Genomic DNA, 26,832 nt, shown 5'->3' with positions numbered 1-26,832 from the left:
GCTGCTTATTGGGAAAGACGCAGCGCCAAATTGTACAGATCCATGTTGAAAGGTTTCTTCGTGTTGACAACCAGATCGATATCCGTCGCCGTCAGCTCGCCCTTGATGATGCCGCAGGATTTGCCGGAGTTGCCCTCCATCAGCTGGCGCACCGCAAAATCGCCAAGCTGGCTGGCCAAAATGCGGTCGTTATGCGTTGGAGCCCCGCCGCGCTGTATATGGCCAAGCACCGTTACGCGAGGGTCGATGCCGCAGCAGCCCGTAATGTGGTCCGCCACATCCTGGCCTTTGCCGGCGCCTTCCGCAACGATGATGATGCTGTGGCGTTTGCCGTGTTTGAAATTATCCTGCATCCGGCGGGAAACCTCATCCAGATCGTATGGAACTTCCGGTACGAGAATGGTTTCGGCGCCGCTGGCAAGACCGGCGTACAGCGCGATATCGCCGCAATGGCGTCCCATAACTTCAACAACCGAAGAACGCTCATGCGACGTCATTGTGTCACGCAGCTTGTTGATCGCATCCACAACGATGCTAACCGCTGTATCAAATCCGATCGTAAAATCGGTGAACGGGATATCGTTATCAATTGTGCCTGGCAGGCCCATCGTTTTGATGCCGAGCTTGCTGAGCTTGTTGGCGCCTTGGTAGGAGCCGTCGCCGCCGATGACAACAAGGCCGTCAATGCCGCGTTCACGCAGCACGTCCGCACCCTTTTGCTGTCCTTCCGCCGTCAGGAACTCTTTACAACGGGCTGTCTGCAAAATCGTGCCGCCGCGCTGAATAATATCGCCGACGCTTCGCAGGTCCATCGGGCGCAGATCGTCATTAATCAGCCCCTGGTAACCGCGTTGTACGCCGTACACCTCCAGGCCATGATAAAGAGCGCTGCGCACAACTCCGCGCACAGCTGCGTTCATGCCTTGTGAATCCCCGCCGCTCGTAAGGACGGCAATTGATTTGACTGCTGACATAAGTAGGTCCTCCAATGACGCTATAGTATAAAAAACAGGTTAACCACAATAAGCGGAGCTAGGCCCGAATACGGCGAATCCAGACGCTGTTCATCAGGAAAAACCGGCGGGCAAGCGGACTTCGTTTCATCAAATATCGTGAAACCCGCTTCACTTCCGGCTGCACGCTGACCTTGGGGTCAGATAAGTACAGGGCCAGCAGCCCTTCCACGATCAGCCGGTGAAAGCCGGGGTCCGGAAGCCGCCTAATATCTTCCCGAGCCTTTTCCACAATGAAACCGATGCGCTCCGCCGCTTCTTGCGGGTCCCGGTAATAATTGCAGAAGTTCAAGTCTCCCCCAGCCCGGTCCTCGTCCTGATCAATTAAATAATCGAGCAAGATATGAAGTCCGCATACGTAAGGAAAATAACAGTCACGAACCGCTCTAGCCCGCTCCGGCGTCAGCGCAGGGTCGGCAGCGGCGGTGAACAGAGCGAACATGCCGAGTGTGGAGCCCGTCGCCGCAGCGAATTCGTTCCAGCCCATGTGCGGCAATTCGTCCCGGTTGCGTTCCCACCAGGCGAGCAGCTGCTCTTCGCGCAAGTCTTTGCGAATATGCTTATACACCTGCAGATCGCCGTACAACGACACCAGACGGGTAATCTCAGGCTGGGCGGCGGCATAACCCGGGAGCAGACGAATTTGATTCTGGCAAGTTCGTACCAGATGATGCAAATATCCCCCGTCATCCTGCTCCTGCCTCAGCGCATAATAGTTCGTCAGCTCCGCGTATGGATCGACAGCGTCGAGCATCGAACGGTGCAGCAGGCGAAAATCATCCGCATCAAGCGACGTGCTGCGGTCGCAGAGGTTGTCCAAATAATCGCTTATCGTCTGCAGCGCTACGATGAGCGGAAGCAGTAGATGGCGATTACTGGGGTCCAATATAGCATAAACGGAGCCGCCCTGGCAGTGAAAACGTTTGTCTGCCATGCTAGCCAGCGCCTGAGCACGCAGCTCAGGATCTGGTATTCGCAGCGCCCGCTGTTTCAGCCCTTCCAGTTCGGCGGATACGCCGGGAAGCACATAACGGTACACTCGGTACATTAAACGGAGTGGCTTGGACGGAGCTTTAGCGGCTCCGATTGCCCTTTCATTCATCATTGGCGCCTCCTATGCTTGTCTCAGGAATGGCGCCGCTGTTCAATCTCTTGATTGACGCGGTACCAAATATGCAAATCGTTAATTCGGCTTGCCAACTCGGCAATATCGGAATTGAGCCTGCAGGATGCCTCAAAATCGTCTTCGTTGTCGAGCTGATGTTGTGTGCGGACGATTTCGCGCTCCAGCGCAAAGATGACATCCGGTATGCGGCCGCGGATCAACTCCCATTGCTCCACAATCCCCATCTGCTCCGCAACGTCATACTGCTCCCACTCCCGGTCGAATACTGGCAGCGGTATTCCGAGTCTAACATCCGTATGGAAATATCGGTCCCTCATCGTAAACCTCCATTGATACTTTACCATCCTGATGCCCTAAAATCCAGTGTCGAAGCCGAAAACGATGTTCCTCCAGGCGGATATTTGTGCAAAGCTTTCATTCTATGTAAGCAGCAGCCGCAGAGACCGATATCATTGACGGGTGCAGCAATATATTTTAAACAAATCCTCCCGATGGCTGCGATTACGCTCAGCTCAAGAGCCCGAATATAAAAAATAAGGCCCCTTCGCAGGGGCCTTATTCCTCTATTATAAGCTAATCCGCAGGGCGGATCTTATAATTTGATTACGTTCGCAGCTTGTGGACCGCGGTTTCCGTCAGTGATGTCGAATTCAACTTCTTGACCTTCGTCGAGGGTCTTGAAGCCTTCGGATTGAATTGCAGAGAAGTGTACGAATACGTCTTCGCCGTTCTCGACTTGAATGAAGCCGTAACCTTTTTCTGCGTTAAACCACTTAACTGTTCCTTTCAAATGAACAACCTCCTAAAATGACGCTGCTTGAAGCAACGAATAAGCCCATTATACACACGTGCGGAGCAGAATGCAATGCACCGCTTTTGATTATATCCATTCTTTACCTGTTTTCTTTTTCCAGAGCTGGGATTTTGATCTCCAACCGCTCGGCCGACTGGGGTAAAAACGGCAATTGGGACGGATGAAACGAAGGCTCTCCGCCTGCGGAACGCACCGCTTGAAGCAGCATATCCATCTGCTCAAACCTTTGGCTGCGCAGCGACAACAGCGGATAAACCAGCACGCGTCCGCCCGGACGGCATATGCGCATCAGCTCAAGCAGCGAGCTCCGGTGAAAATCAAACCCGAATTGCTCCGCGTAAAGAAAAAGAAAATGGCTGCAAAAAACAAGATCAAACGAATGGTCTGGAGCCGGAATTTTGGGAAGAAGTGCCGATATATATCTTTTTTCCGATAAAGCGCTGCTGCGATCCGCAGCGCAAATGTCGAGCGAACTCAGCCGATTGCGCTTGTGAATGTCCAGATCGCCGTAAAAGCTCCAATCGTAATGTTCCTTCAGCGCCTCGAGCTTGGCTGTAGACAGCTCGATCTCCTCACGGGCAGACGCCTCCCAGCTCGCAAGCGGCTCTCCGTACCTGGGATCAAACGCATAACTGTCCGCCCCGGCTGCCCGAGCGGCCGCCGTAAACGATGAAGCTCCTGCCGCTGCATCAGCGATACGAAGCCCTCGAACATCTTTCTCCCCCACGCCAAACATTGCCGAATACTCCTCAAAGCTTCTGCAGGTCATGGCAACGCCTAACTGCTCATAATGCTCCCGGTTCATCCTTTTCTCCACTGGCTCATCTCTCCTCAGCTCATCTTGCCTGCCGGTCTCCTGCCGGCAGCGCGCCCCTATGCCCTGTAAGGGAAAGGGAATAGCCCCATCTTATCCCGCTTCACGGTTGCTTTACAACGTTTTTTAGCGCTATTATGGTGGGATAAGCCGCACAGGTATTGAAGGAGGAACAGCAGCATGATTAAAAAACATCTTATTTATAAAACGGATAAATACAATATGCTCAACGTGGAGGTTCACGGCAAGACGATTATCGCCAGAGAAATTTCCGATCAATGGGGCGAGGAATGCCATACCTTCCTCAGCCGTCCTGAGCTGATGCACTGGGCACAAAATCGCTTTAAGCCGGAAAGCTTTCAAGGCCGCGAGGAAGAACTGGCCGAAATTATGCAGAATCTGCGCGACGTTTAAAATCGGATAGCCGGCCTTTGGCGCAGAGGCCCTTTTTTAACGTCCATTTTAATTATGCGCTTGAAGGAGTCCGGGTCATATCTCTCGAATTATCGCTCCAAGCGGAGCGAATTGAACAGATGGAGGAAACAAGCCTGCATGGACACGACTAACGCTGTCATTTTCATCATCGCCAGCTTCTGCCTAGCTGCAGTTGTCCTTATGAACCGCGAGCGTCTGAATGAGAAGGTACGGAGACCTCTGGCAATCAGCACCATCGTCCTCGTAGCGGTATCGTTCGTCGTACTGGTCGCCTCGCTTTTCCAAATGGGAACATAAGGATTAGGCGCAACAGCCATACTAGGGAGAATTCTGTTCTCTCTGGAGGCCTGTTCCATGAAATGGTTGCCCCTGCTGCTGTCGCTGAGCCTGCTTTCCGAAATTCAGGCAAGCGGCGCAGCCAACCGTCCTTCAACGCCGCTGCATGACCGCACCGCGAATGCGTTCCAAATCTCATCCCCGACAAGGAGGCCTATTATGAGCCAACTACCGAAACGTTCCGAGACGGCTCCGGAGTACCGCTGGAAGCTGGAGGATATTTTTGCCAATCAGGCCGCGTGGGACAAAGAATATGCTGAAGCGAAGGAGCTGCTCAAGGCCGCCGCTGCCTTTCAAGGCAAGCTGTCGGACGCTGCCCAGCTGAAAAAATGCTTCGAGCTGGAAGACGATCTCGGCTATCATGTCGAGCGGCTGTACGTATACGCCAATATGAAGCATCATGAGGACACGGCTGAGCCCGGGTTCCAGGCGCTGTCCGAGAAGTCCCAGAAGCTTAGCGTAGAAGCTGGCGAGTCGCTAAGCTTTTTGACGCCTGAAGTGCTGGCGCTGCCCGCTGAAACGCTGGAAGCATTCATCGCCGACGAGCAGCTTTTGCCATATCGCCAAACGCTGGAAGAAATGAAGCGGCAGAAGGCCCATATTTTGTCCAAATCCGAGGAATCGCTGCTGGCGCAGGTCGGCAACATCAGCTCCTCGCCGCAAACGATTTTCAGCATGCTGAATAACGCCGATCTCAAATTCCCTAAGGTGAAAAACGAAAAGGGCGAAGAAGTTGAGCTGACTCAGGGGCGTTACATCGAGTTTTTGGAAAGCCGCAACCGCGACGTGCGCCGGGATGCGTTCAAGGCGATGTACGATACATACGGCAAGCTGAAAAACACCCTCGCCTCCACGCTGAACGCAAACGTAAATAAAAACGTCTTTTATTCCAAGGCGCGCAAATACCCGTCCGTGCTGGAAATGTCTCTTTACGGAGACAATATTCCAACTACGGTTTATACGAACCTGATCGACACCGTGCATAAGTCTCTGCCGCTCATGTACCGTTACATGGAGCTCCGCAAAAAATTGCTGAATCTCGACGAGCTTCACATGTACGATCTGTTCGTTCCGCTTGTGGACGAATTCGATATGAAGATTTCTTTCGAGGAAGCGAAAAAAATTACTGCTGAAAGCCTAAAACCGCTCGGCGACGACTACGGCAAAACGCTGCAGGCAGGCTACACGAACAGCTGGATCGACGTTTACGAGAACGAAGGAAAGCGCAACGGCGCTTACAGCTGGGGGGCTTACGGCACCCATCCTTACGTGCTGTTGAACCACAAAGACAACCTGAACAGCATGTTCACGCTCACTCATGAGATGGGCCATGCGCTGCATTCCTACTACTCGGATCAGAACCAGAAGTACCGGGATGCGCAGTACACGATATTCCTCGCTGAAGTCGCGAGCACGCTGAACGAGGCGCTGCTGATGGATCATTTGCTCAAAAAATCGACCGACCGCAAGGAAAAAATGTATCTGCTCACCTATTACGCGGATCAATTCCGCACAACGGTGTTCCGCCAAACGATGTTTGCGGAGTTCGAGAAAATCATCCATGAAAAAGCCGAGGCAGGCGAATCGCTGACACCGCAGGAGCTGTCCAAAATTTACTACGGCTTGAACGAGCTGTATTACGGCAAGGGCATGACCATCGACAAGGACATCGAGATGGAATGGGCGCGCATTCCGCATTTTTACACGAGCTTTTATGTGTACAAATACGCGACCGGCTTCTCTGCCGCGACGAGCTTTGCGAAGCAGATTCTGGACGAAGGCCAGCCTGCCGTCGACCGTTATCTCGGCTTCCTGAAAAGCGGCGGCAGCGACTTCTCAATTGAGATTTTGAAAAAAGCCGGCGTCGACATGAGCTCGCCGGAGCCGATTGAACAAGCGATGAGCGTGTTCGAGGACGTCATCAGCCAGCTGGAAGCGCTGGTGGAGTAACATGTGGCGTTTCCGCTGGGACTACTCCAGCGGAAACATTGATGGAGTGACTCAGGTGTGAAAACCGGGATACCATCCGTAGAACGCTGGCGGGAACACCTTGGTGAAAACCAGGAAATCGCTGCAGCAGTTAGCTGGCGAATTGACAAACACCCCTGCGGGGACCGCGCTTGGCGCGGTTTCGCAGGGGTGTTTGCGTTATATGAGGGATGGGTTTAGCAGCGTTGCTGGAATTGTAGCGGGAGACGCCAGGGAGTAATTATGCCCAGCCCGCCCCGATGGCGGCGGCAATGATTCCGGCGAGCAGCGACGACAGCAGGTTGACGGCGTCGTTGGTCATCCAGGCGAAGCCGCGTACTGGTTCGGCAGCGCGCCCGCAATGCTCGGCGCGCTCCGTATCGCTGCCGCAAACGCGGCAGCGGTACATGGCCTGGACGGTTGCGCCGAGCCAGGAATCGGCGAGCGCTCCGGCCAGGCCCGCTGCGGCGCCGGCGATTAGCAGCGCCGCTCCCGGCGGAGCCGGCTGCGCAGCTGCCGCGCCCCATGCAAGCGGCAGCTCCGCCAGCAATGCGGCGGCTGCGCCGATGAAGGCGCCGCCAAGCAGCGCCGCGAGGGTGCCGAGCGGCGTAACGCCGCCGCTTGTGCCGGCCGGAACGCGGCGCAGCGTGCGCACGGATATTGGCTCGCTGCGGCTGAGGGCGCCAATTTCCGTCGCCCAAGTGTCAGCATTAACGCTGGCCATTACGCCGATAAATGTGTACAGCAGCCACGGCTCAGGCCATACGCTGTAAGCTGCGCACAGAAGCAGCCCCGCCCCTCCGTTTGCAAACACCTGCAAGGCGTCACGCTGACTGCCTTTGGCATAGTTACTCTCGGCCTGTGCTTTGGCCCGGTGATGCTTTTTCCACTTTGACCAGAGCGTCGAGCTTACAAAAAAGGCAATCAGCAGGCTAAACCAAATCGGACCGCCCCAAAATACATACCCGGTGCCAAGCAGAATTGCTGCCGCGGCTCCAGAGCCCGATAGCGCTCTTAGCTTCCAGGCGGCGCCGGCAATCAATATACTTCCAGCCGCACCAACAGCCAGCCGAAGCAGCGGACTGGCATCCAGTAAGCTCCAAATATCCATTCGCTTCGGTTCCTTTCCCTAATCCGGATTCGTTAACGCAACTGAGTTGCGTTTACTCCACTAAACCTACGCTCTAGCTATCAAACTCAACTTAGTACTCTTCAAAACTACACACTCTTTAGCGACTGAACGCAACTCTGCACGTTTCTACGCAATCCTACCATTTCGCAATTCTAACGCAACTGTGAGCTCTTATTCAGGTGTAATCCCCACTATTCATAACCTAATGCAACTGAGACGCCTTATCCCGCCATTTTAACGCCTAAACACGTCGATTGAAGGCAATTAACGCTTCCCAGTTGCGTTAGACTTCTAAAAGTGGTCAAATCGGGCAAATAGCGCTTCTCAGTTGCGTTAGCTCCTTGACTTACCAACGTGTACAGCACACAGCAAACAGCACACACAAAACAGTAGAGCGTGCGGAGAGCTGGAAAGTGTTAGTAAAACACCAAAAGGCCCAGAGTCCTTTTGATAGAATTATAAAGTCCTCTTACGAGCAGTTGCGCTTATTCGAGTTGAATTCTACTACCTAGCCGCTTAAATCATCCCGCTCGGGCAGGCTCCGCAGCGCTGCGCGCCAGTGGGACGGATCGTCCGTGCAAATCATCAGTTCCGCATCCATAAGCGCATAGCGGCGAATCAGCCTGAACTCATTGAGCGTCCAAGCCATCGTTCTCAGCCCATGCGCCCGCAGCTGCTTAAGCCGCTCGCGGTTAAGCGAGCGATAATCAATAGAGAGCAGGCTGCAGCCTAGCTCCAGCAGCTCGGCCGGAAGCTTGCCGCTCCAGCTGTCGGTAATTAAACCCGTTTGCAGCCGCTCATCCAGCTCCTTCACCCTTCGCAGCGAGCTGCGGCTGAAGGAGGTGAGCACACAGCGGTCAGCCATCCCCGCCCTGTGAATCGTTTCAATCACTTTCTCTTCCAGCGGCCGCGTGGTCCCGTGATGCTTCAACTCGATGTTGAAGCGCAGCCTGTCCCCTGTCTCGCGCAAAGCTTCCTCCAGCGTTGGCAGCTTCTCTCCCCGGTACTTTGCCGAGAACCAGCCCCCCGCATCGAGTTTGCCCATCTGCGCCGCCGTAAGCTGTCCCGGCTCCGCCCCTCCGCCGTTCGCCGTACGGCGAAGCTTGCGGTCGTGTACAAGCACCGGCACATGGTCGGCCGATAGCTGTACATCAACCTCAGCCCAGCCAACATCGGCGGCTTCCGCAGCAAGCTTGAGCGCTGCCAGCGTATTTTCCGGCGCAAGGCTTGACCAGCCGCGATGGGCGACGCAAGGATTCCTCAACGCTTAGCCACCGTCCCGTCTGCCGCTACAGAAGCAGCTCTGCTAATGCTGTCCAGCCGTTTTAATTGAGCCTCGCGCTCTTTGCCCGTTACCGATTGAGGGCGGGATTGAACGATTTTCATCGGATTAAACTTCAAGCCGCAGCGTCCGTCCTTCGAGCACACGGCGTCCAGCACGCCGCTTTCGCTCGTGTTGGAATTCGCGTTGGAGGTGAAAATAAAATTGCCGAGGCTATAAGCAATCCACTTGCCTTTATACAGCTCAAATCCTTGCAGCACATGAGGATGCGAACCGATGACCAGATCTGCGCCGGCATCGATAAAGTTTCGGGCCAGCGTTTTTTGGTGATCGACAGGCTGATCGGCCCGTTCCTTGCCCCAGTGAACCATCACGACGAGCAAATCCGCCTTGTCCCTTGCCGCGCGAATCGCCGCTTCGGCGCTTGCGGAATCGTAAGCGTCCGCGACGCCTATCCGGTTAGGGCCCGCTTTCCATTCAATAACGGGCATGACACGGCTAACGCCAATGTAAGCCACCTTGATGCCTCCGCGATTCACAATATACGGCTCGTAAGCTTCCTTGTCGTTGCGACCGGCCCCGACATAAGGAAGTCCGGCTTCATCCAGATGGCGGATCGTATCCAGAAGTCCCTCCGTGCCCTGGTCAAGTGTATGGTTATTTGCGAGAGTGACAACATCGAAGCCGGCTTTTTTCAGCGGCTTTAAGTATTCGGGCTTGCCTTTAAACACAAATTGTTTATCCTGCGCAGGGGTGCCGCCGGTCGTAATTGGCGTTTCCAGATTGCCGGCCGTTATGTCCGGTTGTTTCAAGAAAGCTCCGGCTCCTGTAAAAGGATAGTCCAGCCCTTTGCTGTCCATATGTGCCGCTACCTTGGAAGCAAGCAAAATATCGCCTGTAAACGCCAGATGAACCGTGGGAGCATCCTTTGGAACGCTTCCGCCCCAACCCGGTTGATTCGAACCTGAAGAGGATTCGTTGTCATTGGGCGAAGGGCTTGGACTTGGACTCACGCTAGGCGTTGCTGAGTGAGACGGAGTAGCGGATGGCGTCGGCGAACCCGTCGGTGTTGGGCTTGGTGTAACAGTCGGCAACATGGACGGTGAAGGCGTCGGCGAGGCTGTGCCAGCTGAGGCGGCATGTTCTCCCTGCCCCGGCTCCTGCGAATCCCCCCTGGAACCTCCGGGGCTTCCTGCGTTATCTGCAACGACGCCGTTCGGCTCCGAAGCGCCTGCATAATAAAATAAATAATAGCCCCCTGCCCCGATCAATAAAATAAGCAGTGTTACATTAAAAAATAACAGCCTGCGCATCGTACGCTGCTTACGCTTGCGTCCCTGCTCCCTGGCTTGAGTTCGATTACGGTACAAAAAAAGACAGCTCCTCTCGCGGGTGAAATGAATGGATGATGACCGGGCCGCACCCGCAGGGCAGCCTTCCGCCATTATACCATTCTATAACGTCCCGCAAAGAGAAGCTGTTGCAGATTAAATCAGGCTTGACCAAATTTTTTTGGCCGCTTCGCGGCCTTGACGGATGCAATCGGGCAAGCCGACTCCATCAAATGCCGCTCCCGTCACATACACGCCGGGACAATCCTGCAGCATAGCGTCCCTCAGGCTGGCAATTGCCTGCACATGTCCCACCGGATATTGCGGCATGGAGTGATGAAGCCGGGTAATTTCCGTAAACAGCGGCTCTGCGTCAATCCCCATCGTATCGCGCACATCGCGCCTAACAGCTGCTAACAGCTCGTCGTCCGGCAGGAACGCGCCTTCCTCGGCGCCCGAACGGCCAACATAACAACGAAGCAGCACATGATCGTCAGGACTTGTATGCAGCCATTTGGCGGAAGTCCACGTACAGGCCGTGATTGTCCTGCCCTCGGATATCGGCACCAGAAATCCGGAGCCGTCAAATTCCATATCGGCAATCGTCTCAGCTTTAAAGGCCATGACGACGTTTGCGACCGAAACGTATTCCACGGCGCGCAAAGCAGAAACATCCGTGAACGGCTGGAGCAGCTCCGCCGCAGTCGGGCTAGGCACAGTAACGACAACCGCATCAGCGAGCAGCTCTCCGCCTCCGTCCAGCTCCAGCACGTACGGGCGTTCGCCGCCTTCCGCAGCGCGGATCGAGCGAAGCGACGCGCCCATCCGGCGTTCAACGCCGCCGAGAGCATTGTCCAGCCCGTCAACGAGCGTACGCAGACCGTTCCGGTACGTCATAAACATGCCGCGCGCCGAAGCCGGCACGTAATCCGGCAACGCGGCTGCAGCGCCAGGCTTAGAAGCCCGCATGCCGCGAATGAGGCTGCCATGCTCCAGCTCGGCTTTGCGGAACTGCGGGAAGGTTGCGGCGAGACTCAGCTTGTACAGATTGCCGGCGTAGATGCCTGCCAGCAGCGGCTCGCTGATACTCTTCACCATATCCGCTCCGAACCGCCGCTCCAAAAAGGCGCCTACAGACTCGTCCGTGCCGTCATCGGGGCGCGGCGGGACGAGAAAATCCTCCGTCGCCCGGAATTTGGCGTCCACGTCAAGCAGCTCCGTCTTCAGGAAGGAGGCGATGTCCGCCGGAATGCCAAGCGCCAGCTTAGGCGGCATCGGATGCAGCTGTCCGCCTTGATAAATATACGTTTTGACCGCCTTGGAATTGGTCGTTACGAGCTCATCCAGCAGCCCGAGATCCTTCGTCAGCTCCAAAATGGCATGTTTGCGGCCCAGAAAAGAATCCGGCCCCTTTTCAATCGTGAAACCGTCCTTCTGGAGGGATTCTATCCGTCCGCCAAGGCGACTGCTTGCCTCCAACAGGACAATCTCAGCTTCAAGCCCTTGCTCCCTGCCCTGCTGCTGCAAGTAAAAAGCGGCGCTTAAACCGGTCAGCCCCGCTCCGGCAACAGCAATGACGGGTTTCCTTGCCGTAGTCATGCCCCTAGCTCCGCAGACGCTTCGCGAATGGAATCGGCCAGAGTCTCCATATAAAGCGGGTCGGAATTAAGCATGCGAATCCGCCCGAATGCAACGCCGAGCTGCTCGGCATGCGCCATTGCCTCAATATCGAGATCATAGAGCACTTCCAGGTGATCGGATACAAAGCCGACCGGAGCAGCCAGCAGCGCCCGCTCCCCTGCCCCCGCGAGAGATTCCATCGTCTCCAGAATGTCGGGTCCGAGCCACGGCTCCGGTGTTCTCCCCGCACTCTGCCAGGTGAATTGCCAGCTGTCTACTCCAGCCGCTTCAGCTACAGCACGCGACGTTTCAAGCAGCTGCTCCTCGTAAGGGTCGCCAGCCTCGCGAATTCGCACCGGCAAGCTGTGCGCGCTGAACAGCACTTTAACCTTGGCGCCGTCTGCCTTTGCGGAAACAGCCTCAACACCTTCGCGCACACGCTCCACCAGCGCCTGAATCAAGCTCGGATGCAGATGATAAGAGTCGACGCATACCATTCCAATGCCATGCTTCTCCGCTTCCGCAACCGCTCTTTTGTTATAACTCGCCACGCTCATCGTGGAAAAATGCGGCGCAAGCACGATGCCGACCGCTTGTTTCACGCCGTCCGCAGCCATTTGAGCCACGCCGTCCTCAATGTATGGACGGGCATGCTTCAAGCCTTGATAACAGCGGAAACGTCCCGGCTCCGCCGTGTCCAGCTTGTCCTGCAGGCTGCTGACCTGCCGGTCGGTATTTTCACGAAGCGGGAACACGCCCCCGGCAATGGCCTCGTAACGGTCCGTCAGCTCCTTGAGCTGCTCGGGCGAAGGAGCGCGGCCGCGACGGATATGCGTGTAATACTCCTCAACGTTGTCCAGACTTTCCGGAGTTCCGTACGACATAACCAGAACGCCGATCGTTCCATCAGGCATGGGAAATCTCCTCTCCTGCACTCTTTTTGCTAGAAGATACGCTGGAAAGAGCCTGCGCCGAATAATCGTGGATGTAATCCGTCAGCTGTTTAAGCTTGTCGAGCGAAGCTTCCGGGAACAAGCCGTGGCCTAGATTGAACACATAGCCAGGCTCCTGGATGCCCTGATCGATAATCGCTTTGGCATGCTCCTGTATAACCTCAATCGGAGCGGTGAGCACTACGGGATCAAGATTGCCCTGAACCGCGTACCCGCCTCCCAGACGTCTGCGCGCTTCCGGAATGCTGACGCGCCAGTCGATACCGATCGCTTCTGCCTGCAAACCGCGCAGCTCCGGCAGCAGCTCGCCCGAGCTTACGCCAGGGAAATAAATGCCCGGCTGCTCCAGGTCGGACAGCTCCGCAAAAATGCGGCGGATTGTCGGCAGCACGAAGACGCGGAAATCATGCGGCGCGAGCGAGCCGACCCAGCTGTCGAACAGCTGAAAAGCTTTGCCACCGTTCGCCGCATGAGCGCGCAAATAAGTAATGACCATATCGCCCAGCTTGTCCATGAGCAGAAACCAAGTTTGCGGATCGCCGTACATCATCGCTTTTGTTTTCAAATAACTGCGCGAAGGACGGCCCTCGATCAAGTAGCTGGCAATCGTGAAAGGCGCTCCGGCGAAAGTGATGAGCGGCACCTCAAGCTCCCGGTCAAGAATGCGGATTGTCTCCAGCACATGCCCCAGGTCCCCTTCGACATCGATCGGTTTCAGCCGCCGCACATCTTCCGCGCTGCAAATCGGATTGTGAATAACCGGTCCCGTGCCGGCGACAATATCAAAGTCAATCCCGATTGAAGCTACGGGATTCATAATATCGGAATATAAAATAGCGGCGTCCACGCCAAGCTTGCGAACAGGCATCAGCGTAACCTCTGCGGCCAGCTCGGGCTGCCGGCAAATCTCCAGCAGGCTGTAGGATTCCTTGATTTTGCGGTAATCCGGGTCGTACCGCCCCGCCTGCCTCATGTACCAGACCGGCACATGGTCGGTTTTTTCCCTCCGGACAGCCCGGAGGAAGGAGTCGTTTTTAATCATTTCCGCTCCCCTTTGCTCTCTATGAATTTCCCATCGCTTCCATTATGCCCGTTTTTAAAAACGCTAACAAGCTTCGACCTGTCACGGCTATGACAATCCTATGACAAAGAAGTTTCAAGTTCGGGCCAAAACGATTATACTATGCACAACTATTCGATTTCAGTAAGAATCAGGCTACGACAAGGAGAATGCCTCGATTATGACTTCATCTGCGATGAATTCCGAGCTGGCCGCTTTGGCCTATGACGGCTCGCCGCTGGGAATCGCTTTTGCCGTACTGCCAGAAGGGACCTGGCTTGGCATGAACGCCGCTTTTGGCAGACTGCTCGGCACAGCCTCTAATCCGGCACAGCAGCAGGAAGCTCCCGGACTAGTTCTTACGGAGCCCGGCGAAACGCCGGAGCAGCTTGGCGAGCTGCTGCGCAATCATCCTTATATTTATCGACGCATTCGTCTCAAGCATGCCGAAGGGTATTCCGTGCAGCTGCGGGTCAGCCTGAATGAAGTCGCTTTTGGCGGCGGCCGGGCCGTCATGATTACAGCCGTTGAAGCGGGGCAGGTGCTGCCCGAACGGCTGAATGATGAGGATTTATACGACCTGATCGTAAACAGCACGCAGGACATCGTCTCCTGCAGCACGCCTGAGGGCACAATTCTTTATATTACTCCGTCCGTCACGGAAATTCTTGGCTACACGGAAAGCGAGATGCTGGGCCGCAACCGCCGAGAATTTTACCATGCCGAGGAAGCAAGCGATATGGCGAACAGCCGTATGTTCGATCCGGAGAATAGCTTTGTGCGCAGGGTGCGGCATAAGGACGGCCGTTTTATTTGGATGGAGACGTACTTCAAAATCATTACTCTGCAAAGCGGGAACCGGCGGATTCTGACGTTCGGACGAGACGTAACCGCGTTGAAGAAGTATGAGGAGATGCTGGCTGCCGTACACCGGATCGCCAAAATCGGCGCATGGGAATGGGATATCGCCGCCAATCGGATCACCTTTTCCGAGGATGCCCGGCGAATGTACGGGTATTTGCTGCCCTCCGTGGCGCCTGCGGGTGACGAGTTGATTGATTCGCTTGGCCTGGACCCTCTTGTCTCCTTCGACTTCAAGCATTTTTTGCGGCTTGGCGCGCACAACAAGGACAAGCATAAGCTGTGGGAATACAAAATGAAGCTGCCAGACGGGAGCCTGAAATATTTCCAGGTGCAGTGTGAAGCAAAGGTAAACCACTATGGGGATATCTATCAATATATCGGAATCATCCGGGATGTAACGGAGCAGCGCGAGCTGCAGCAGAAGCTGCTGGACAGCGAGCAGAGATACAAATCGCTGTTTGAGCATAACCCGCAGACGGTGTATTCCATGAATATGAGCGGCCAGTTTCTGACCGCCAACGCCAAAATCGAGCAGTTAACCGGATATAGCGTGAAAGAGCTTGTCGGAATGGACTGGCACTCGCTCGTCTCCGCCGGGTTCGCGGACAAGGCAAAGCTATATTTTAAGCTGGCCTGCCAGGGCGTGCCGCAATCCTTTGACATTACGCTCCGTCACAAAAACGGTTATGAAATCCAAGTCAACATTACAAACATCCCTATTATTGTGGACCGGGAAATCGTCGGTGTTTACGGAATCGCGATGGACATAACGGACCATAGGAGATATTTGGATCAAATTGAAAAGCTCAGCTACAACTATACGTTGATTTTAAACGCCGTGTCGGAAGGAATTATGGGTCTGGACCGCCAGGGACGCTCTACCTTTATTAATCCGGCCGCCGCAGCCATGCTCGGTCTTTCACCTGCAGAAGCGCTCGGCGGTTCCTATTTGGACATTATCGATCAGACCCGTTCCGACGGCACGCCTTATCCGCTGGAAGAAGCGCCGATCTACCAGGCTCTGACCGAAGGCCGCCATTACCGCAACAAGGAAGCGGTGCTTTGGCGCAAGGACGGCACCAGCTTCCTGGCTGAATTTCGGGTTACGCCCATTTCCGATAACGGCGTCAACCGCGGCGTAGTTATTGTATTTCAGGATATTACGAACGAAAAGGAGATTATCCGGGCCAAGGAGTCGGCAGAGGAAGCGGACCGGGCCAAATCCGAGTTTCTTGCGATAATGAGCCACGAGCTTCGCACGCCGATGAACGGCATACTGGGCATGGCTGATCTGCTCGCCGGAACGGAGCTGGACGAGGAGCAGCAAAGCTACGCGGATACGATAATCCAGAGCGGGGAATCGCTGCTTCGGCTGCTGAACGAGATTTTGGACTTCAGTAAAATTGAAGCGGGTAAAATGTCGCTGGAAAAGGAGCGTTTTTCTTTAGCTTCGCTCGCCTCGGATGTGCTGGAGCTGTTCCGTCCCGTGGCTTCGGAGAAACAATTGAACCTGGAGCTTAAGCTCAGCGAGCGTTTGCCGGATCTATTTGTCGGCGATGCCGGACGTATTCGCCAGGTGCTCGTCAATCTTGTCGGCAATGCGGTGAAATTTACGGACCGCGGCTCCGTATCGCTTTGTTTGAACCCGCTGGCAATCGACGATCATTCCTGCATGCTGGAGCTAGCGGTGCACGATACCGGAATCGGGATTCCGCTGGATAAGCAAAATCTTCTGTTCCAGTCGTTCTCCCAGCTGCATCCGGCTCTGAATCGGAAATACGGCGGAACAGGACTCGGCTTAGCCATCAGCCGCAAGCTGGTGGAACTAATGGACGGCACAATCGGTGTTGAAAGCACGCCTGGCGAAGGCTCCGTGTTCCGGGTGATGATCAGCCTGGCATACGAACAGCAAACTGCCACCGCTATTAAACAGGCAGCCGAATTCGAGGAAGCTTTGAAGCCCCAGCCCGCCTGTTCCGCCCGTTTCAGCGGCATACATGCACTCGTTGCTGACGACAATCAGGTGAACCGGATGCTGCTTACCGCCCTGCTCCGCAAAATGGGCTGCAGTGCCGATACGGCCGCGAACGGCCAGGAAGCTGTGGAAAAACTCGATCAGCAAAGCTACGATATCGTGTTTATGGATTTGCAAATGCCCGTCATGGACGGCCTGGAGGCAAGCCGCACGATTCACGCCCGAATTCCAGCCGAGCGCCAGCCGGCTATCGTGGCAGTCACCGCATTTGTCCGCCAATCCGACCGGGACAAATGCTCCGATGCCGGAATGAAAGATTTCATTAGCAAGCCGGTATTCGCCTCTGAAGTGACACGCGTACTGGGCAATTTAGTGTCGGGCGTATATGGCGGTTCGCCTGCTGACGGCTCCTCCTAACCCGGCATGAACCGCAGATGTATTGAATTACTGGTTCAATTGGAACACTAGTCCATGTAAGGCGGCGTTGAACGTTGCTATAGTTTGGATTAGGTGATGACATGGCTTATGATTACTCCGTAATTGGAAAAAGAATCCGCAAAGCAAGAGAGGATAAAGGTCTGACTCAGGAAGCTCTGGCCGAAAGGCTGGACGTATCCAATGCCTATATCAGCAAGATCGAGCGTGGACGGACTCCGATCAATCTGGACAGGCTTTCGGAGTTATGCGTTGTCCTGGAGGAAACGCCGGAATATTTGTTAAGCGGCGCCAACAGCTCGGCCCAGGATTTCCTGCGCAACGAGATCATGGAGATGCTGGAAGGCTGTCCGCCCGAAAAAATCCGCCTTATATCCAAAGTAATCCGTCCGATTATTGAATACAAAGATTAAGCTTCAACAAAAAGGCCCGGCATTGGATGAGCAATCATCCGATGCCGGGCCTGAGCTTTATCCGGTTATGCTTTTACAATCCGCACTTCCACTTCATCCGGACGGAATACGCTGACGAGAGAGCCGTTTTTGTCCGCAGCGAACAACACCGACCGCTCCGCCTCCAGCTTGAAGGAATAACGGACGCCCGTGACAGGGTCCTTGACCGTAATATCCGCATCCAGCGCGTACTCCGATACAAACACATACACGGCTCCGCCTTGGAATTGCAGCTTGCGGCCGTACACGCCGGCAAGCTGTCCGCCCTGCTCCCACTCCAGCTCCGCCTCTACTCCCGCCGCTTCCAGCACGCGGTCATAAACGGCTTCAAGCGGCATGTAGGATTCCGCCAGCTCAAGCGGCAGAGGGCACCAGAACAGACGTCCTTTGCCAAGCTCGATTTCATGCAGCTGAGCGGCCGCATTCATTGGACGGCCGTCCTCCCCGAGCAGCGCCTGTTTGCTGAGACGCGCGATGCTCTCGCCTGCAAAGCTTACCGGCAGCAGCTCTCCATCCAGCTCCAGCGCCTCTTCGCGGCGCACGTTGGCTGCCACAGACGGGCCGGTCAGCGCGGCTGCACGCTCGGTGCGATGCCAATAAGCATCCAGGTTAAGCGGGCCGGTCACGAGCAGCGTGCCTCCCGTCTCGGTTGCCCAGTCGATAAGCGACTGCAGCGCCTCGTCACTGAAATTTTGCGCGGAAGGCACCATAATCAGCTTAGGCGATTCATAACGCTCATCCTTGAGCACATCAAGCCCGTACTCGCTCAGCGAGCGGAACGGAACGTTCATCCGGTGAGCCAGCGAGCGGCTCAGGCAGGACGTGCTTTCAAGCACGGAAGAACGGTTCGAGAAGCTGTTGCTGTACGGATATACGACCGCCACCTCTTCCAGCTTGCGGTCCTCGAACAGATGTCCCGCTTCCTTAATGAAGCGGCCGAAATCATACGATACGCTTGCTTCCGGCTTTTCCGTACCGTCAGCACGGATGGCTCCGATATGCGATTCATTGATGTTGTGCATGTAATAGTTGATGTTCCAGATCCATTGGACCGCGCCTGCGCCGCCAGTAGAAAACGTATAGGCGTACTTGCGCTCCAGAATGGAATGCAGCTCTTCTTCCGAACGTTTGGCGAAGCCGTCCGGCGTCTCGATGTACATGATGCCCGTTTCTTGAATAACGTTTGGCTTAAACGGCGTTTTGGCGAAAATACCGTCCAGCACAAGCTGATCGTTCATCCACCACGTATGGTTGGTCGTGTAATCAACCGCCGCCTCATAAAAGAGCGGAGACGGGCGCTGCGCCTGAAGCGCTTCGTCCTGGCCAACCGTTACCATCTGTTTCGGCTGAATCGCTTGGATTGCCTCGCGCAGTTCGGCCGCCCACCGGTTATGCATCTCTTGGGAGAACAGCAGGTAGTCGAGCCATTGCCCGCTGCGCTTTTCCAGCAGCTCAGTCGTTCTGAAGCCGATGTCTTCCTTGGTCGGCGTTTTAATGCTGTCAAAGGAAGGAAGATCAAGCGGCGACATATTCCACGTCTCCTGCAGCTTTTCGATGCTGCCGTGACGCTGCTGCAGCCATTCCCGGTAAGCGGCCAGCTCGAAGCGGTCGCCGATTGTGCTTGCCGCGCTCCACAGCTTCAGCGGGTGGAACATCGTCGGCTCGTTGATCAGATCCCAATGCACATGGGCGCTGTCCTTATGACGGGTCACAATCGCCGTAATAAAGCGTTTTTGCGCCTCGACGCTGCGCGGATCCAGATAAGGGTTCTCGCCCTCCCACAGCTCCGGCGTAAACGCGAAGAAGTTGAACACTAGCTCCAGGTCATGGCGTTTTGCCGTCAGGATGAGCGCATCAACCGCACGCAGCATCTCTTCGCTGACATGGCCGTCGACAAACGCCATTTTACGCAGCGCCGTCCAAATTCCGGTACGGATCATGTTGATGCCGGACTTTGCCATATGGGCCATATCGCGATCCCATACCGCCGTGTTAGGCAGATGCAAATATTTGCGCGCCACATCGCTCGTCATATACGTCATGCCAACGATCGGCAGCGGCTTGCCGTCCTTCACAAAATAATCGCGGTTCGCTTCCAGCATGCTGCCCTCGCGAAGCAGCTGCTCGTCGCGGCCCCAGAAGCCCTGCACGAGACGGCGAATCTCGCCGCTGCCCTCGGCCGTCAGCTCGGCGTCGATGCGGTAGTATCCCGGATCTGCCGTAATCGGCAGCGGAATACGCTCATAGTCGGTTAGCGCGCCGGATTGCAGCGTCAGGCTGTCTTCGACTACAACCGTCTCCTGTTCGCCTTTGATCCGGCTTACTTTGTACATCACCTTCCAGCTAGCATCACCGCCGGAGCGGCTAAGCCGCTGGCGCTGGAATGTCAGAACCGGCTTCTCGCCGATTTCATAACAGGCGTAGTTAGGCTTCAGCCACCATTCGGTCACGCCGCGCGCAGCAAAATCAGCCCAGGCCGCCAACGCTTCCGCGCCTTTGCCGTCTTCCCAGAAAGCGGCTCCCGCCTCGCGGTTGGCAAAGATCCACCGTCCGCCCGCGAAGTCCCCTTTTGTATTTTCCAACAGCACAACCGGAGCGCAGCGCTCGCGGGAATCTTTGTCCAGGCCGGTGAGCAGCGGGTAAATATGCGCATCCATCGGTCCGGCAGAGCCGTTTTCGTCCGGGTGATCGTTAGCGCGCGTCACATGCAGCGCCAAGCCGTAGGTCGGCGACTGATCAAACAGCCCTTCTGCGCCTTCAAGCAGAGGGATCGACGAAGAGGCTTTCCACTCGACAACCCGGGATACATCGGCCTTGAGCGCCTCGTGAATGCCGATTGCTTGATGATACGCGGTCTGCTCAGCCTCAGGCTGCCAGCTGCCCTCCACATGCGCTACCGGAACACGCAGCGGAATACCGCCGATTACGACAAGTCCGCCTCCCCGCTTCAGGTGGTTCATAATAGCTGGCCAAGCCGCTTTTGGAAAATAAGGACCGTGCAGCATAACGAGCGCCTCCGGCCGCTCCTGCTCCAAACGGTCAGCCAGAGCTGCCGCCTCAACGAGCGATTCACCTAACGGCCGAAGCTGTGCCTCAGCAGGGCGCTGTCCCGCGAACGGGAAGTTAGCGTCATAAAAAGCAATCCATTTATACATGTCATACGTCCTCTCTTCATACTCTCATTCCGGCTTCTTCCGGCAGCTGCATACGATTATATAGCCGTTAAAAAGGCCGCTGCCGGGCGGCAGGCTTTGGCATCAGATCTGCTGCCCGCCGCAAATTTAAGGTCAACCGAAAAAATAGTCTTGCGCTAATTTGTTAGGTTTGTTAGGCTAATGAGAAGCATAAATTCCACCAAACAATAGAGGGTGCAAACATCGATGTCAAGAGGCGGAAAAGTAACGATGCAGCAAATCGCCGATCGGCTGCAGGTGTCAAAATATACCGTATCCCAGGCGATGTCCGGCAAGTCCGGGGTCAGCGAGGCTACTCGCCAAAGGGTAATGGAAACAGCGCATGCGATGGGCTATGAAGCCCCGGCGGCCAAGGCGGAGCCTGCTGCAAGTTTATCGGCGGCGCAGCATCCTAACGATTTGACAAATTCCGGTTCGCGTTCGGCGGGAACGGACGGACGTTATGTGGTCATATGGATGTCGAGAGCCCATCAAGAAGAGCGCATGTACTGGCAGCGGGTGCTTGGCGGCATCCAGGAGGGCTGCCGTCAGCGCGGCTGGGGCACTGTTCTGCTCGCCCCGATGGACGAAGGCAAATCGGCCGAAATACTGCCGTCTTACTTGGACCGCTCGCGGTGCGTCGGCGGGCTTGCGGTTGGCGCGTTCCCGCTGCGCCAGCTGACGGCAATGAAGCGGACGGGGCTGTCCGTCGTGCTCGTCGACCATCAGGAGCCGTATTCCGGAATCGACAGCGTGGCAAACGATAATATTGCCGCTGCGCGCATGATTTGCGGTATGCTGCTCGACAAAGGCTGCCGGCGGTTTATTTTTATTGGCAGCGACCGCTTTTCCGTCAGCTTCAGAGAACGCTGGCTCGGCTGCCGTTCCGCGCTTGAACAGGCATTCGCCCAGCGCAAGGACGGAGAGCTGCGCCGCTGGAATATCCCGTACTCGCGCGAATGGGACGAGGCGCTGCTGACCCGCCTCGCCAAAACAACCCCGGACGATTTGCCGGACGCTTTTGTTTGCGCTAACGACGATATCGCCATCCATCTGCTCAAAGCGCTGCAGCAGCGCGAGGTTGCCGTACCGGGACGCTGCCGCGTTGCCGGCATCGACAACATTGAAGGCTCTGCCTGGACCAAGCCAACTCTGACTACGATGGATCTCGGCAAAGAGCTGCTTGGGCATCGCGCCGTCGAAGCGCTTGAGCGCAGAATGCGGCTGCCCGGAGCATCCGTCGAACGGATTGGCTTAGTGCCGGAGTTGGTCGTGCGCGCAAGCACCTGATGTACAACCGCAATAAGCCTCTTCCCCTTTTGAGGGGAGAGGCTTATTTTGCTTCATTATGGCTTTTTTAATGAAATACAGCCAAAAAGGGTCAGTCCTTGACGCGCATGACGGCCAGTCCGTCATAAGCAGGCAGAAGCGTCCCTGTCAGCCTCGGATCTTCGGATAACATCCGGTTGAAGTCCCTCATCGCCAGCACGGAAGGTCCTGTGCGCAACGGATCGGCGACACGGCCCCGCAGCAGCGTGTTATCGGCAACTATAACAGCCCCCGGCTCCGCCAGCCCGATGGCCGCCTCCAGATAACGCGGATATCCTCCTTTGTCCGCATCAATGAAAAAGAAATCAAAGCGCCTTCCTTCCCGTTTCAGCTGCTCCAGACTGTCCGCAGCATCTCCGACAACATACTCCGTCTGTGGGCCGAATCCGGCCGCAGCCAGATGATCTCTCGCTGTATCGGCGTAATCCTGCAGCAGTTCCAGCGAAGAAAGCCGGCCTTCCGGCTGCAGCCCGCGCGCCAGACAAATGCCGCTATAACCTCCTAACGCGCCGATTTCCAATACACGGGAAGCTCCGCTCATGGCAACGAGCAGCGTCAGCAGCCGGCCGTAACCGGTCGGCACGGAAATTTCCGGCATGCCCCGCTCGCGGATGCCAGTCAGCACTCTTTGCAAATCCGGATCGGGCGGAAATAACGCTTCTATATATGCCTCCATTTCTTCCTGTCCGTACAATCGTTCCTTCATTCGCGGTTCCTGCCTTTCTTCGTTGTACTTGTTGCGTTCAATCGCCTATACTTGATTGTATGACGACAGGTCAGGAGACACAAATGCTCCTCACCGGATATGGAGTGAATTGAACGACATGCAACAGCTTGAACTTATTGCAACTTCTCCTATGGGCCTCGAAGCGATCGTCGCCCGGGAGCTGAAGGAGCTTGGATACGAGGATACCAAAACCGAGAACGGACGCGTCACGTTCCGCGGCGGGCTGGAGGATATCGCCCGTGCCAATCTGTGGCTCCGCACGTCCGACCGGGTGCTCGTCAAAATGGCGGAGTTTCCGGCCGTCACGTTTGAAGAGCTTTTTGAAGGCACGCGCGCCATCAACTGGCCGGACTGGATTCCTGAGCACGGCGAGTTTCCGGTAAACGGCCGCTCTCACAAATCCCAGCTTTCCAGCGTGCCTGCCTGCCAGTCCATCGTCAAAAAAGCCGTCGTTGAGCGGATGAAGGACGAATACGGGACCGAATGGTTTACCGAGGACGGGGCTCGTTACGTAATCGAGGTTAGCCTGCTTAACGATGTCGCGCTCATTACGCTCGATACAACCGGGCCAAGCCTGCACAAGCGCGGTTACCGCAAGCTCGTTACGGAAGCGCCGCTGAAGGAAACGATGGCGGCAGCGATGGTGCTGCTCAGCCGCTGGCGCCCGGAGCGTCCGCTGTACGATCCGTTTTGCGGCTCCGGCACAATTCTTGTTGAAGCGGCGATGATTGGCTGGAACGTAGCTCCCGGCCTGCGCCGCGAATTCAACAGCAGCAATTGGGACATTATGGGAGATCGCCGCTGGGAGATCGCGCGCGAGGAAGCGATGGATTCCGTCAAGGATGACGTGAAGCTGGATATTAGCGGCTCGGACATTGATCCCGAAGCGATTGAGGTTGCGGAAGCGGCCGTGCGCAAAGCCGGCTTCGCCCGTGAAATCAAGCTGCAGACGATGCCGATTGCCCGCGTTCAGCCGCAGGGCAAATTCGGCTGCATCATTACGAACCCTCCTTACGGGGAGCGTCTCGGCTCCGAGAAAGAAGCGGACAAGGTAGTCCGGCAGCTCGGCTTCATTGATGCCGTGAAGAAGGACTGGTCGGTATTTGCGCTCAGTCCGTCCAAAACATTCGAGCAGAGCTACGGCCGCTCGGCGGACAAAAAACGCAAGCTGTTCAACGGCCGCATTGAATGCCAGCTGTACCAGTACCTCGGCCCGCTGCCGCCGCGTCCTCGTCCGGAAGAATGAAATAGGGGCTGTCCCATAGGTCACACGATGTGACTAGGGACAGCCCCTTTTCAGCTTGGATCGCTCCGTAAGGTCGTTTGGCGACCTTACGGACGCCGCTTTTCAGCTTCGCCCGCTCCGTAAGGTCGTTTGGAGACCTTACGGTCGTCGCTTTTCAGCTTCGCCCGCTCCGTAAGGTCGTTTGGCGACCTTTCGGTCGCCGCTTTTCAGCCCTGCCCGCTCCGTAAGGTCGTTTGGAGACCTTACGGTCGCCGCTTTTCAGCCCTGCCCGCTCCGTAAGGTCGTTTGGCGACCTTACGGCTGCCGCTTTTCGGCTTCGCCCGCCCCGTAAGGTCGTTTGGCGACCTTACGGTCGCCGCTTTCACACATCCCGCAAAAAAACCGGCCCCGCCATGAGAGAGCAACTCTCTCGCCAGCGGAAGCCGGTTTATTTTTTAATATGGGGTTTGACCTTCTCCAGTACCTCGTCCTCGGTCGGCGCCGTAATATATCGGCCGTTAATAAACACAAACGCCCTCTTGGCACAAGGCCCGCAGTAAGACTTGCAGCCTACCTTGATGTCCGCTTCAGGGTCCAGCTTCTGGAGCTTGGGCAGAAGCGTCTTGACCCGGGTAAAGTTGCATTTGTCGCAAATGCGGATATCGTTCAAAGCGGTGTAACACTCCCCGCCTGGCGCAGCCAGTGTCTCAGTGGTCACCGTGGTTGCCCTTCGACGGATTAGTTACAGTGAAGCCTTCTTCCGGACTGTACAGGTAGTCGATTTTAACGCCGTCTAACAACTCGATCCCTTTTTCCAGCAGCACGTCGATCTCTTTATCGGTGGAGACAAGCTCGTCCTTCTCCGTTTGATCGTCAATGCCAAGGCCGTAGTGAGCATGGTCGCCATGCGAATGAGTAATATAGACGCGAAGGAACTTTCCTTCGTGCTCCGGCTTGTCCAGCTCGGCCTTCAAAATCTTCGCCGCATTACGGGTAATCTTGCAATTCATGTGTATCCTCCTCGTCTATCAGAACCCTCTTGCCGCAGCAAGAGGACTGTCGGTCCAATTCTATCTTATTTTATAAAATGCAGGCTGAAACTTCAACCCGCGCGGTATTTGTTTTCCATCCAACGGGTGAAGCCTTCGGCAGCAATCATCGTCACCGCAACGTCGTCCACCGGGATAAACGGCATCACATCCGGCAAAACCCAGTAAAGCCCAACCGGAAGCAGAAACATCAGCTTATGGGACAGCTTCACTTGAGGTGAACGAAGGAGCCGGTATATTCTCGTAAAAACATGCTTCCAATGCCGCAGGGAAAGCAGCTTGCGCATGGTCATCCCTCCTTGAAGACAGAATTGCCGGATTGAACCTCTTTTAAACCGGCACTACTAATACGAATCAACTGCCCTCCTGGTTGCACGGCTGTTAGCGAGATGCTTTTTGAACCGCTTCATCGGCACGCCGCTTAATCTCCGCAACGGTCGTATCAATGCTCTGAGCGTTCATAAAATATTTCTCGGCCTCTTCCATGAAAATTTGCCGGATAACCGTGCTGGCTGTCGTATTTGTCGCAACAATCGGCATATACCGGCCCTTCAGCAGCCTTTCAAACGATTCCCGGTCAAAATATTGTCCTTTGTCGCCGATGATCAGATCGGCGATTTGATCCAGGTTCACCTTTTTACTGGAAGGTACGCGCCCCCCTGGAACCATATGCAGATTCCCCTCCGTCAAATACCAGACCATAAACCTCATGGCTTCTTCCTTATGAGCGCTTTTGGAGTTGATGCTTAAATAATCGCCATGTTTGGATTTGTCGATACCGGATCCCCCGGGAATTCTAGGCGTAGGCGCAAACGCAATTTGAAACTTCCGATCCGGATACGTTTTATCGTCCTTAATATATCGGACAAAATAAAGCGAGGCATAAACGGACGCTGCTTTTTCCTTCAGCAGCTCATCCTGCGTTTGGGCCTTGAACGCAATTCCCTCCAGGTACGGCATTGTCGCTTTAGCGTCCAGCAAGCCTTTTTGCAGCTCCAGTCCCTCCCTGAACGCAGGTTCGTCAAAGTTTGTGGAGCTTCCGTCTTTTTGATAATAAGGATTATGCGGCTTCACCGTGCTCAACACGTCATAGGCAATCGGCTCCCAGGTCGGATTAAAAAAGGTGCCGTACTGCCCCGGCTTCGTCAGCTTTTTGCTCAGCTCGGCGAACTCGTCCCATGTCCAGCCCGCTCTCGGCACCTCCTCGCCGATTGCATCAAGAGACGCCTTGTTAAAGGCGAAAAAACGAATATCCATCGTAGCCGGCAAATAATAGATGCCACGGTTATACTTCATCACGTTTTTGGAGCCGATAATTCCTTCCAGATCAAAGCCCGACTTTTCGATCAGCTTTTCCAGCGGCTCCGCCATTTCTCCCTTCACGCGCCGGTCAAGCTGGAACTCGCTATAGGAGAAAAACAGATCCGGCGCATCGGCAGCCGACAGCAGCGCCGTATCAAGCCTTGTATTGCCGGAGTCATCGTTAACAAAGCGGACATACTCGATCTGACTATCCTTATTTTTCGCATTCCAGGCGTCAACGACGGCGCTCGGGCCGTTTTCCTCCGGCACTCCTCCCCACCATTTCAGCGTTACCGCCGAAGAAGGCGTATTTGAAGCGTCGGGCTGAGCTTGTTTATTTTTGCAGCCTCCTGCTAGCACCGCAGCCGTTGCCAGCACCATTAACATAACGATTGCCTTGCGTCTCAACCGTCCCCC

The 26,832-nt window shown here is 55.5% G+C and carries 24 protein-coding genes; 7 read left to right on the top strand and 17 right to left on the bottom strand.

Going from position 1 to position 26,832, the window contains the following annotated elements:
* Positions 1-5: 5 nt before the first annotated feature.
* The 5 genes from pfkA to M3223_RS07115 all read right to left on the bottom strand — a co-directional run bounded on the left by pfkA (position 6) and on the right by M3223_RS07115 (position 3,770).
* Complete coding sequence (gene pfkA, locus M3223_RS07135; RefSeq protein ID WP_251560467.1) at positions 6-974, bottom strand: 6-phosphofructokinase; 969 nt, start codon at positions 972-974, stop codon at positions 6-8.
* Between the two features lie 58 nt (positions 975-1,032).
* Positions 1,033-2,115, bottom strand: a complete 1,083-nt coding sequence (locus tag M3223_RS07130; protein ID WP_251560465.1) for a tetraprenyl-beta-curcumene synthase family protein — start codon at positions 2,113-2,115, stop codon at positions 1,033-1,035.
* A gap of 23 nt (positions 2,116-2,138) precedes the next feature.
* Positions 2,139-2,456, bottom strand: coding sequence for a hypothetical protein (locus M3223_RS07125; protein WP_251560463.1), 318 nt, complete (start codon positions 2,454-2,456; stop codon positions 2,139-2,141).
* A 275-nt stretch (positions 2,457-2,731) separates the two neighbouring features.
* Entirely contained in the window at positions 2,732-2,929 is a 198-nt protein-coding gene (locus M3223_RS07120; protein ID WP_251560461.1) for a cold shock domain-containing protein, read from the bottom strand.
* 103 nt (positions 2,930-3,032) lie between these two features.
* On the bottom strand, positions 3,033-3,770 hold the full coding sequence (locus M3223_RS07115; RefSeq protein ID WP_251560459.1) for a methyltransferase domain-containing protein: 738 nt from the start codon (positions 3,768-3,770) through the stop codon (positions 3,033-3,035).
* Positions 3,771-3,947: 177 nt separating this feature from the next.
* Between M3223_RS07115 and M3223_RS07110 the strand changes: the two genes are divergently transcribed.
* The 3 genes from M3223_RS07110 to pepF all read left to right on the top strand — a co-directional run bounded on the left by M3223_RS07110 (position 3,948) and on the right by pepF (position 6,488).
* Positions 3,948-4,181: a hypothetical protein gene (locus tag M3223_RS07110; RefSeq protein ID WP_251560458.1), complete on the top strand. Its 234-nt coding sequence runs from the start codon at positions 3,948-3,950 to the stop codon at positions 4,179-4,181.
* A gap of 138 nt (positions 4,182-4,319) precedes the next feature.
* Entirely contained in the window at positions 4,320-4,499 is a 180-nt protein-coding gene (locus M3223_RS07105) for a hypothetical protein (RefSeq protein ID WP_251560456.1), read from the top strand.
* Positions 4,500-4,697: 198 nt separating this feature from the next.
* Positions 4,698-6,488 (top strand): oligoendopeptidase F, encoded by a 1,791-nt coding sequence (gene pepF, locus M3223_RS07100; RefSeq protein WP_251561003.1) that lies wholly within the window; start codon positions 4,698-4,700, stop codon positions 6,486-6,488.
* 259 nt (positions 6,489-6,747) lie between these two features.
* Here pepF and M3223_RS07095 read toward each other — a convergent pair whose 3' ends face one another.
* From M3223_RS07095 to hemE, 6 genes are all read right to left on the bottom strand, one after another.
* The gene (locus M3223_RS07095) at positions 6,748-7,617 is read right to left on the bottom strand and encodes a DUF92 domain-containing protein (protein ID WP_251560454.1); all 870 of its coding nucleotides are present in this window, start codon (positions 7,615-7,617) and stop codon (positions 6,748-6,750) included.
* A gap of 529 nt (positions 7,618-8,146) precedes the next feature.
* Positions 8,147-8,902 carry a glycerophosphodiester phosphodiesterase gene (locus M3223_RS07090; protein ID WP_251560452.1) on the bottom strand — a complete coding sequence of 252 codons (756 nt, stop codon included), beginning with the start codon at positions 8,900-8,902 and terminating at the stop codon, positions 8,147-8,149.
* Positions 8,899-10,290 carry a CapA family protein gene (locus tag M3223_RS24220; protein WP_285891167.1) on the bottom strand — a complete coding sequence of 464 codons (1,392 nt, stop codon included), beginning with the start codon at positions 10,288-10,290 and terminating at the stop codon, positions 8,899-8,901. The genes M3223_RS07090 and M3223_RS24220 overlap by 4 nt, the downstream gene beginning before the upstream one ends.
* Positions 10,291-10,407: 117 nt before the next feature.
* Complete coding sequence (gene hemG, locus M3223_RS07080) at positions 10,408-11,850, bottom strand: protoporphyrinogen oxidase (RefSeq protein WP_251560450.1); 1,443 nt, start codon at positions 11,848-11,850, stop codon at positions 10,408-10,410.
* The gene (gene hemH / locus M3223_RS07075; RefSeq protein WP_251560448.1) at positions 11,847-12,785 is read right to left on the bottom strand and encodes a ferrochelatase; all 939 of its coding nucleotides are present in this window, start codon (positions 12,783-12,785) and stop codon (positions 11,847-11,849) included. The genes hemG and hemH overlap by 4 nt, the downstream gene beginning before the upstream one ends.
* A complete protein-coding gene (gene hemE, locus M3223_RS07070) occupies positions 12,778-13,866 on the bottom strand; it encodes a uroporphyrinogen decarboxylase (protein ID WP_251560446.1) in 1,089 nt (362 codons plus the stop codon). The genes hemH and hemE overlap by 8 nt, the downstream gene beginning before the upstream one ends.
* Positions 13,867-14,065: 199 nt before the next feature.
* Between hemE and M3223_RS07065 the strand changes: the two genes are divergently transcribed.
* Positions 14,066-17,140: a PAS domain S-box protein gene (locus M3223_RS07065; protein WP_251560444.1), complete on the top strand. Its 3,075-nt coding sequence runs from the start codon at positions 14,066-14,068 to the stop codon at positions 17,138-17,140.
* 101 nt (positions 17,141-17,241) lie between these two features.
* Positions 17,242-17,571: a helix-turn-helix domain-containing protein gene (locus M3223_RS07060; RefSeq protein WP_251560442.1), complete on the top strand. Its 330-nt coding sequence runs from the start codon at positions 17,242-17,244 to the stop codon at positions 17,569-17,571.
* A 65-nt stretch (positions 17,572-17,636) separates the two neighbouring features.
* On the opposite strand, the gene M3223_RS07055 is transcribed toward M3223_RS07060, so the two are convergent.
* Positions 17,637-20,765, bottom strand: coding sequence for a beta-galactosidase (locus M3223_RS07055; protein WP_251560440.1), 3,129 nt, complete (start codon positions 20,763-20,765; stop codon positions 17,637-17,639).
* 225 nt (positions 20,766-20,990) lie between these two features.
* On the opposite strand from M3223_RS07055, the gene M3223_RS07050 reads away from it, so the two are divergent.
* Positions 20,991-22,073 carry a LacI family DNA-binding transcriptional regulator gene (locus M3223_RS07050; RefSeq protein ID WP_251560438.1) on the top strand — a complete coding sequence of 361 codons (1,083 nt, stop codon included), beginning with the start codon at positions 20,991-20,993 and terminating at the stop codon, positions 22,071-22,073.
* 91 nt (positions 22,074-22,164) lie between these two features.
* Here M3223_RS07050 and M3223_RS07045 read toward each other — a convergent pair whose 3' ends face one another.
* Positions 22,165-22,818: an O-methyltransferase gene (locus M3223_RS07045; RefSeq protein WP_251560436.1), complete on the bottom strand. Its 654-nt coding sequence runs from the start codon at positions 22,816-22,818 to the stop codon at positions 22,165-22,167.
* A 118-nt stretch (positions 22,819-22,936) separates the two neighbouring features.
* Here M3223_RS07045 and M3223_RS07040 point away from each other — a divergent pair, with 118 nt between their 5' ends.
* On the top strand, positions 22,937-24,085 hold the full coding sequence (locus tag M3223_RS07040; RefSeq protein WP_251560434.1) for a THUMP domain-containing class I SAM-dependent RNA methyltransferase: 1,149 nt from the start codon (positions 22,937-22,939) through the stop codon (positions 24,083-24,085).
* Positions 24,086-24,512: 427 nt separating this feature from the next.
* On the opposite strand, the gene M3223_RS07035 is transcribed toward M3223_RS07040, so the two are convergent.
* From M3223_RS07035 to M3223_RS07020, 4 genes are all read right to left on the bottom strand, one after another.
* Entirely contained in the window at positions 24,513-24,782 is a 270-nt protein-coding gene (locus tag M3223_RS07035) for a DUF1450 domain-containing protein (protein ID WP_251560433.1), read from the bottom strand.
* Positions 24,772-25,074: an iron-sulfur cluster assembly accessory protein gene (locus tag M3223_RS07030; RefSeq protein ID WP_251560431.1), complete on the bottom strand. Its 303-nt coding sequence runs from the start codon at positions 25,072-25,074 to the stop codon at positions 24,772-24,774. The genes M3223_RS07035 and M3223_RS07030 overlap by 11 nt, the downstream gene beginning before the upstream one ends.
* A 92-nt stretch (positions 25,075-25,166) precedes the next feature.
* Complete coding sequence (locus tag M3223_RS07025; RefSeq protein ID WP_435367996.1) at positions 25,167-25,406, bottom strand: hypothetical protein; 240 nt, start codon at positions 25,404-25,406, stop codon at positions 25,167-25,169.
* Positions 25,407-25,494: 88 nt separating this feature from the next.
* Positions 25,495-26,823 (bottom strand): ABC transporter substrate-binding protein, encoded by a 1,329-nt coding sequence (locus M3223_RS07020; protein WP_251560427.1) that lies wholly within the window; start codon positions 26,821-26,823, stop codon positions 25,495-25,497.
* Positions 26,824-26,832 lie beyond the last annotated feature (9 nt).

It is taken from the genome of Paenibacillus pasadenensis (assembly GCF_023715725.1).
GTDB lineage: Bacteria > Bacillota > Bacilli > Paenibacillales > Paenibacillaceae > Paenibacillus_O > Paenibacillus_O pasadenensis_A.
The sequence above is the reverse complement of the archived record's forward strand: the minus strand, read 5'-3'. Positions and strand labels throughout refer to the sequence as shown.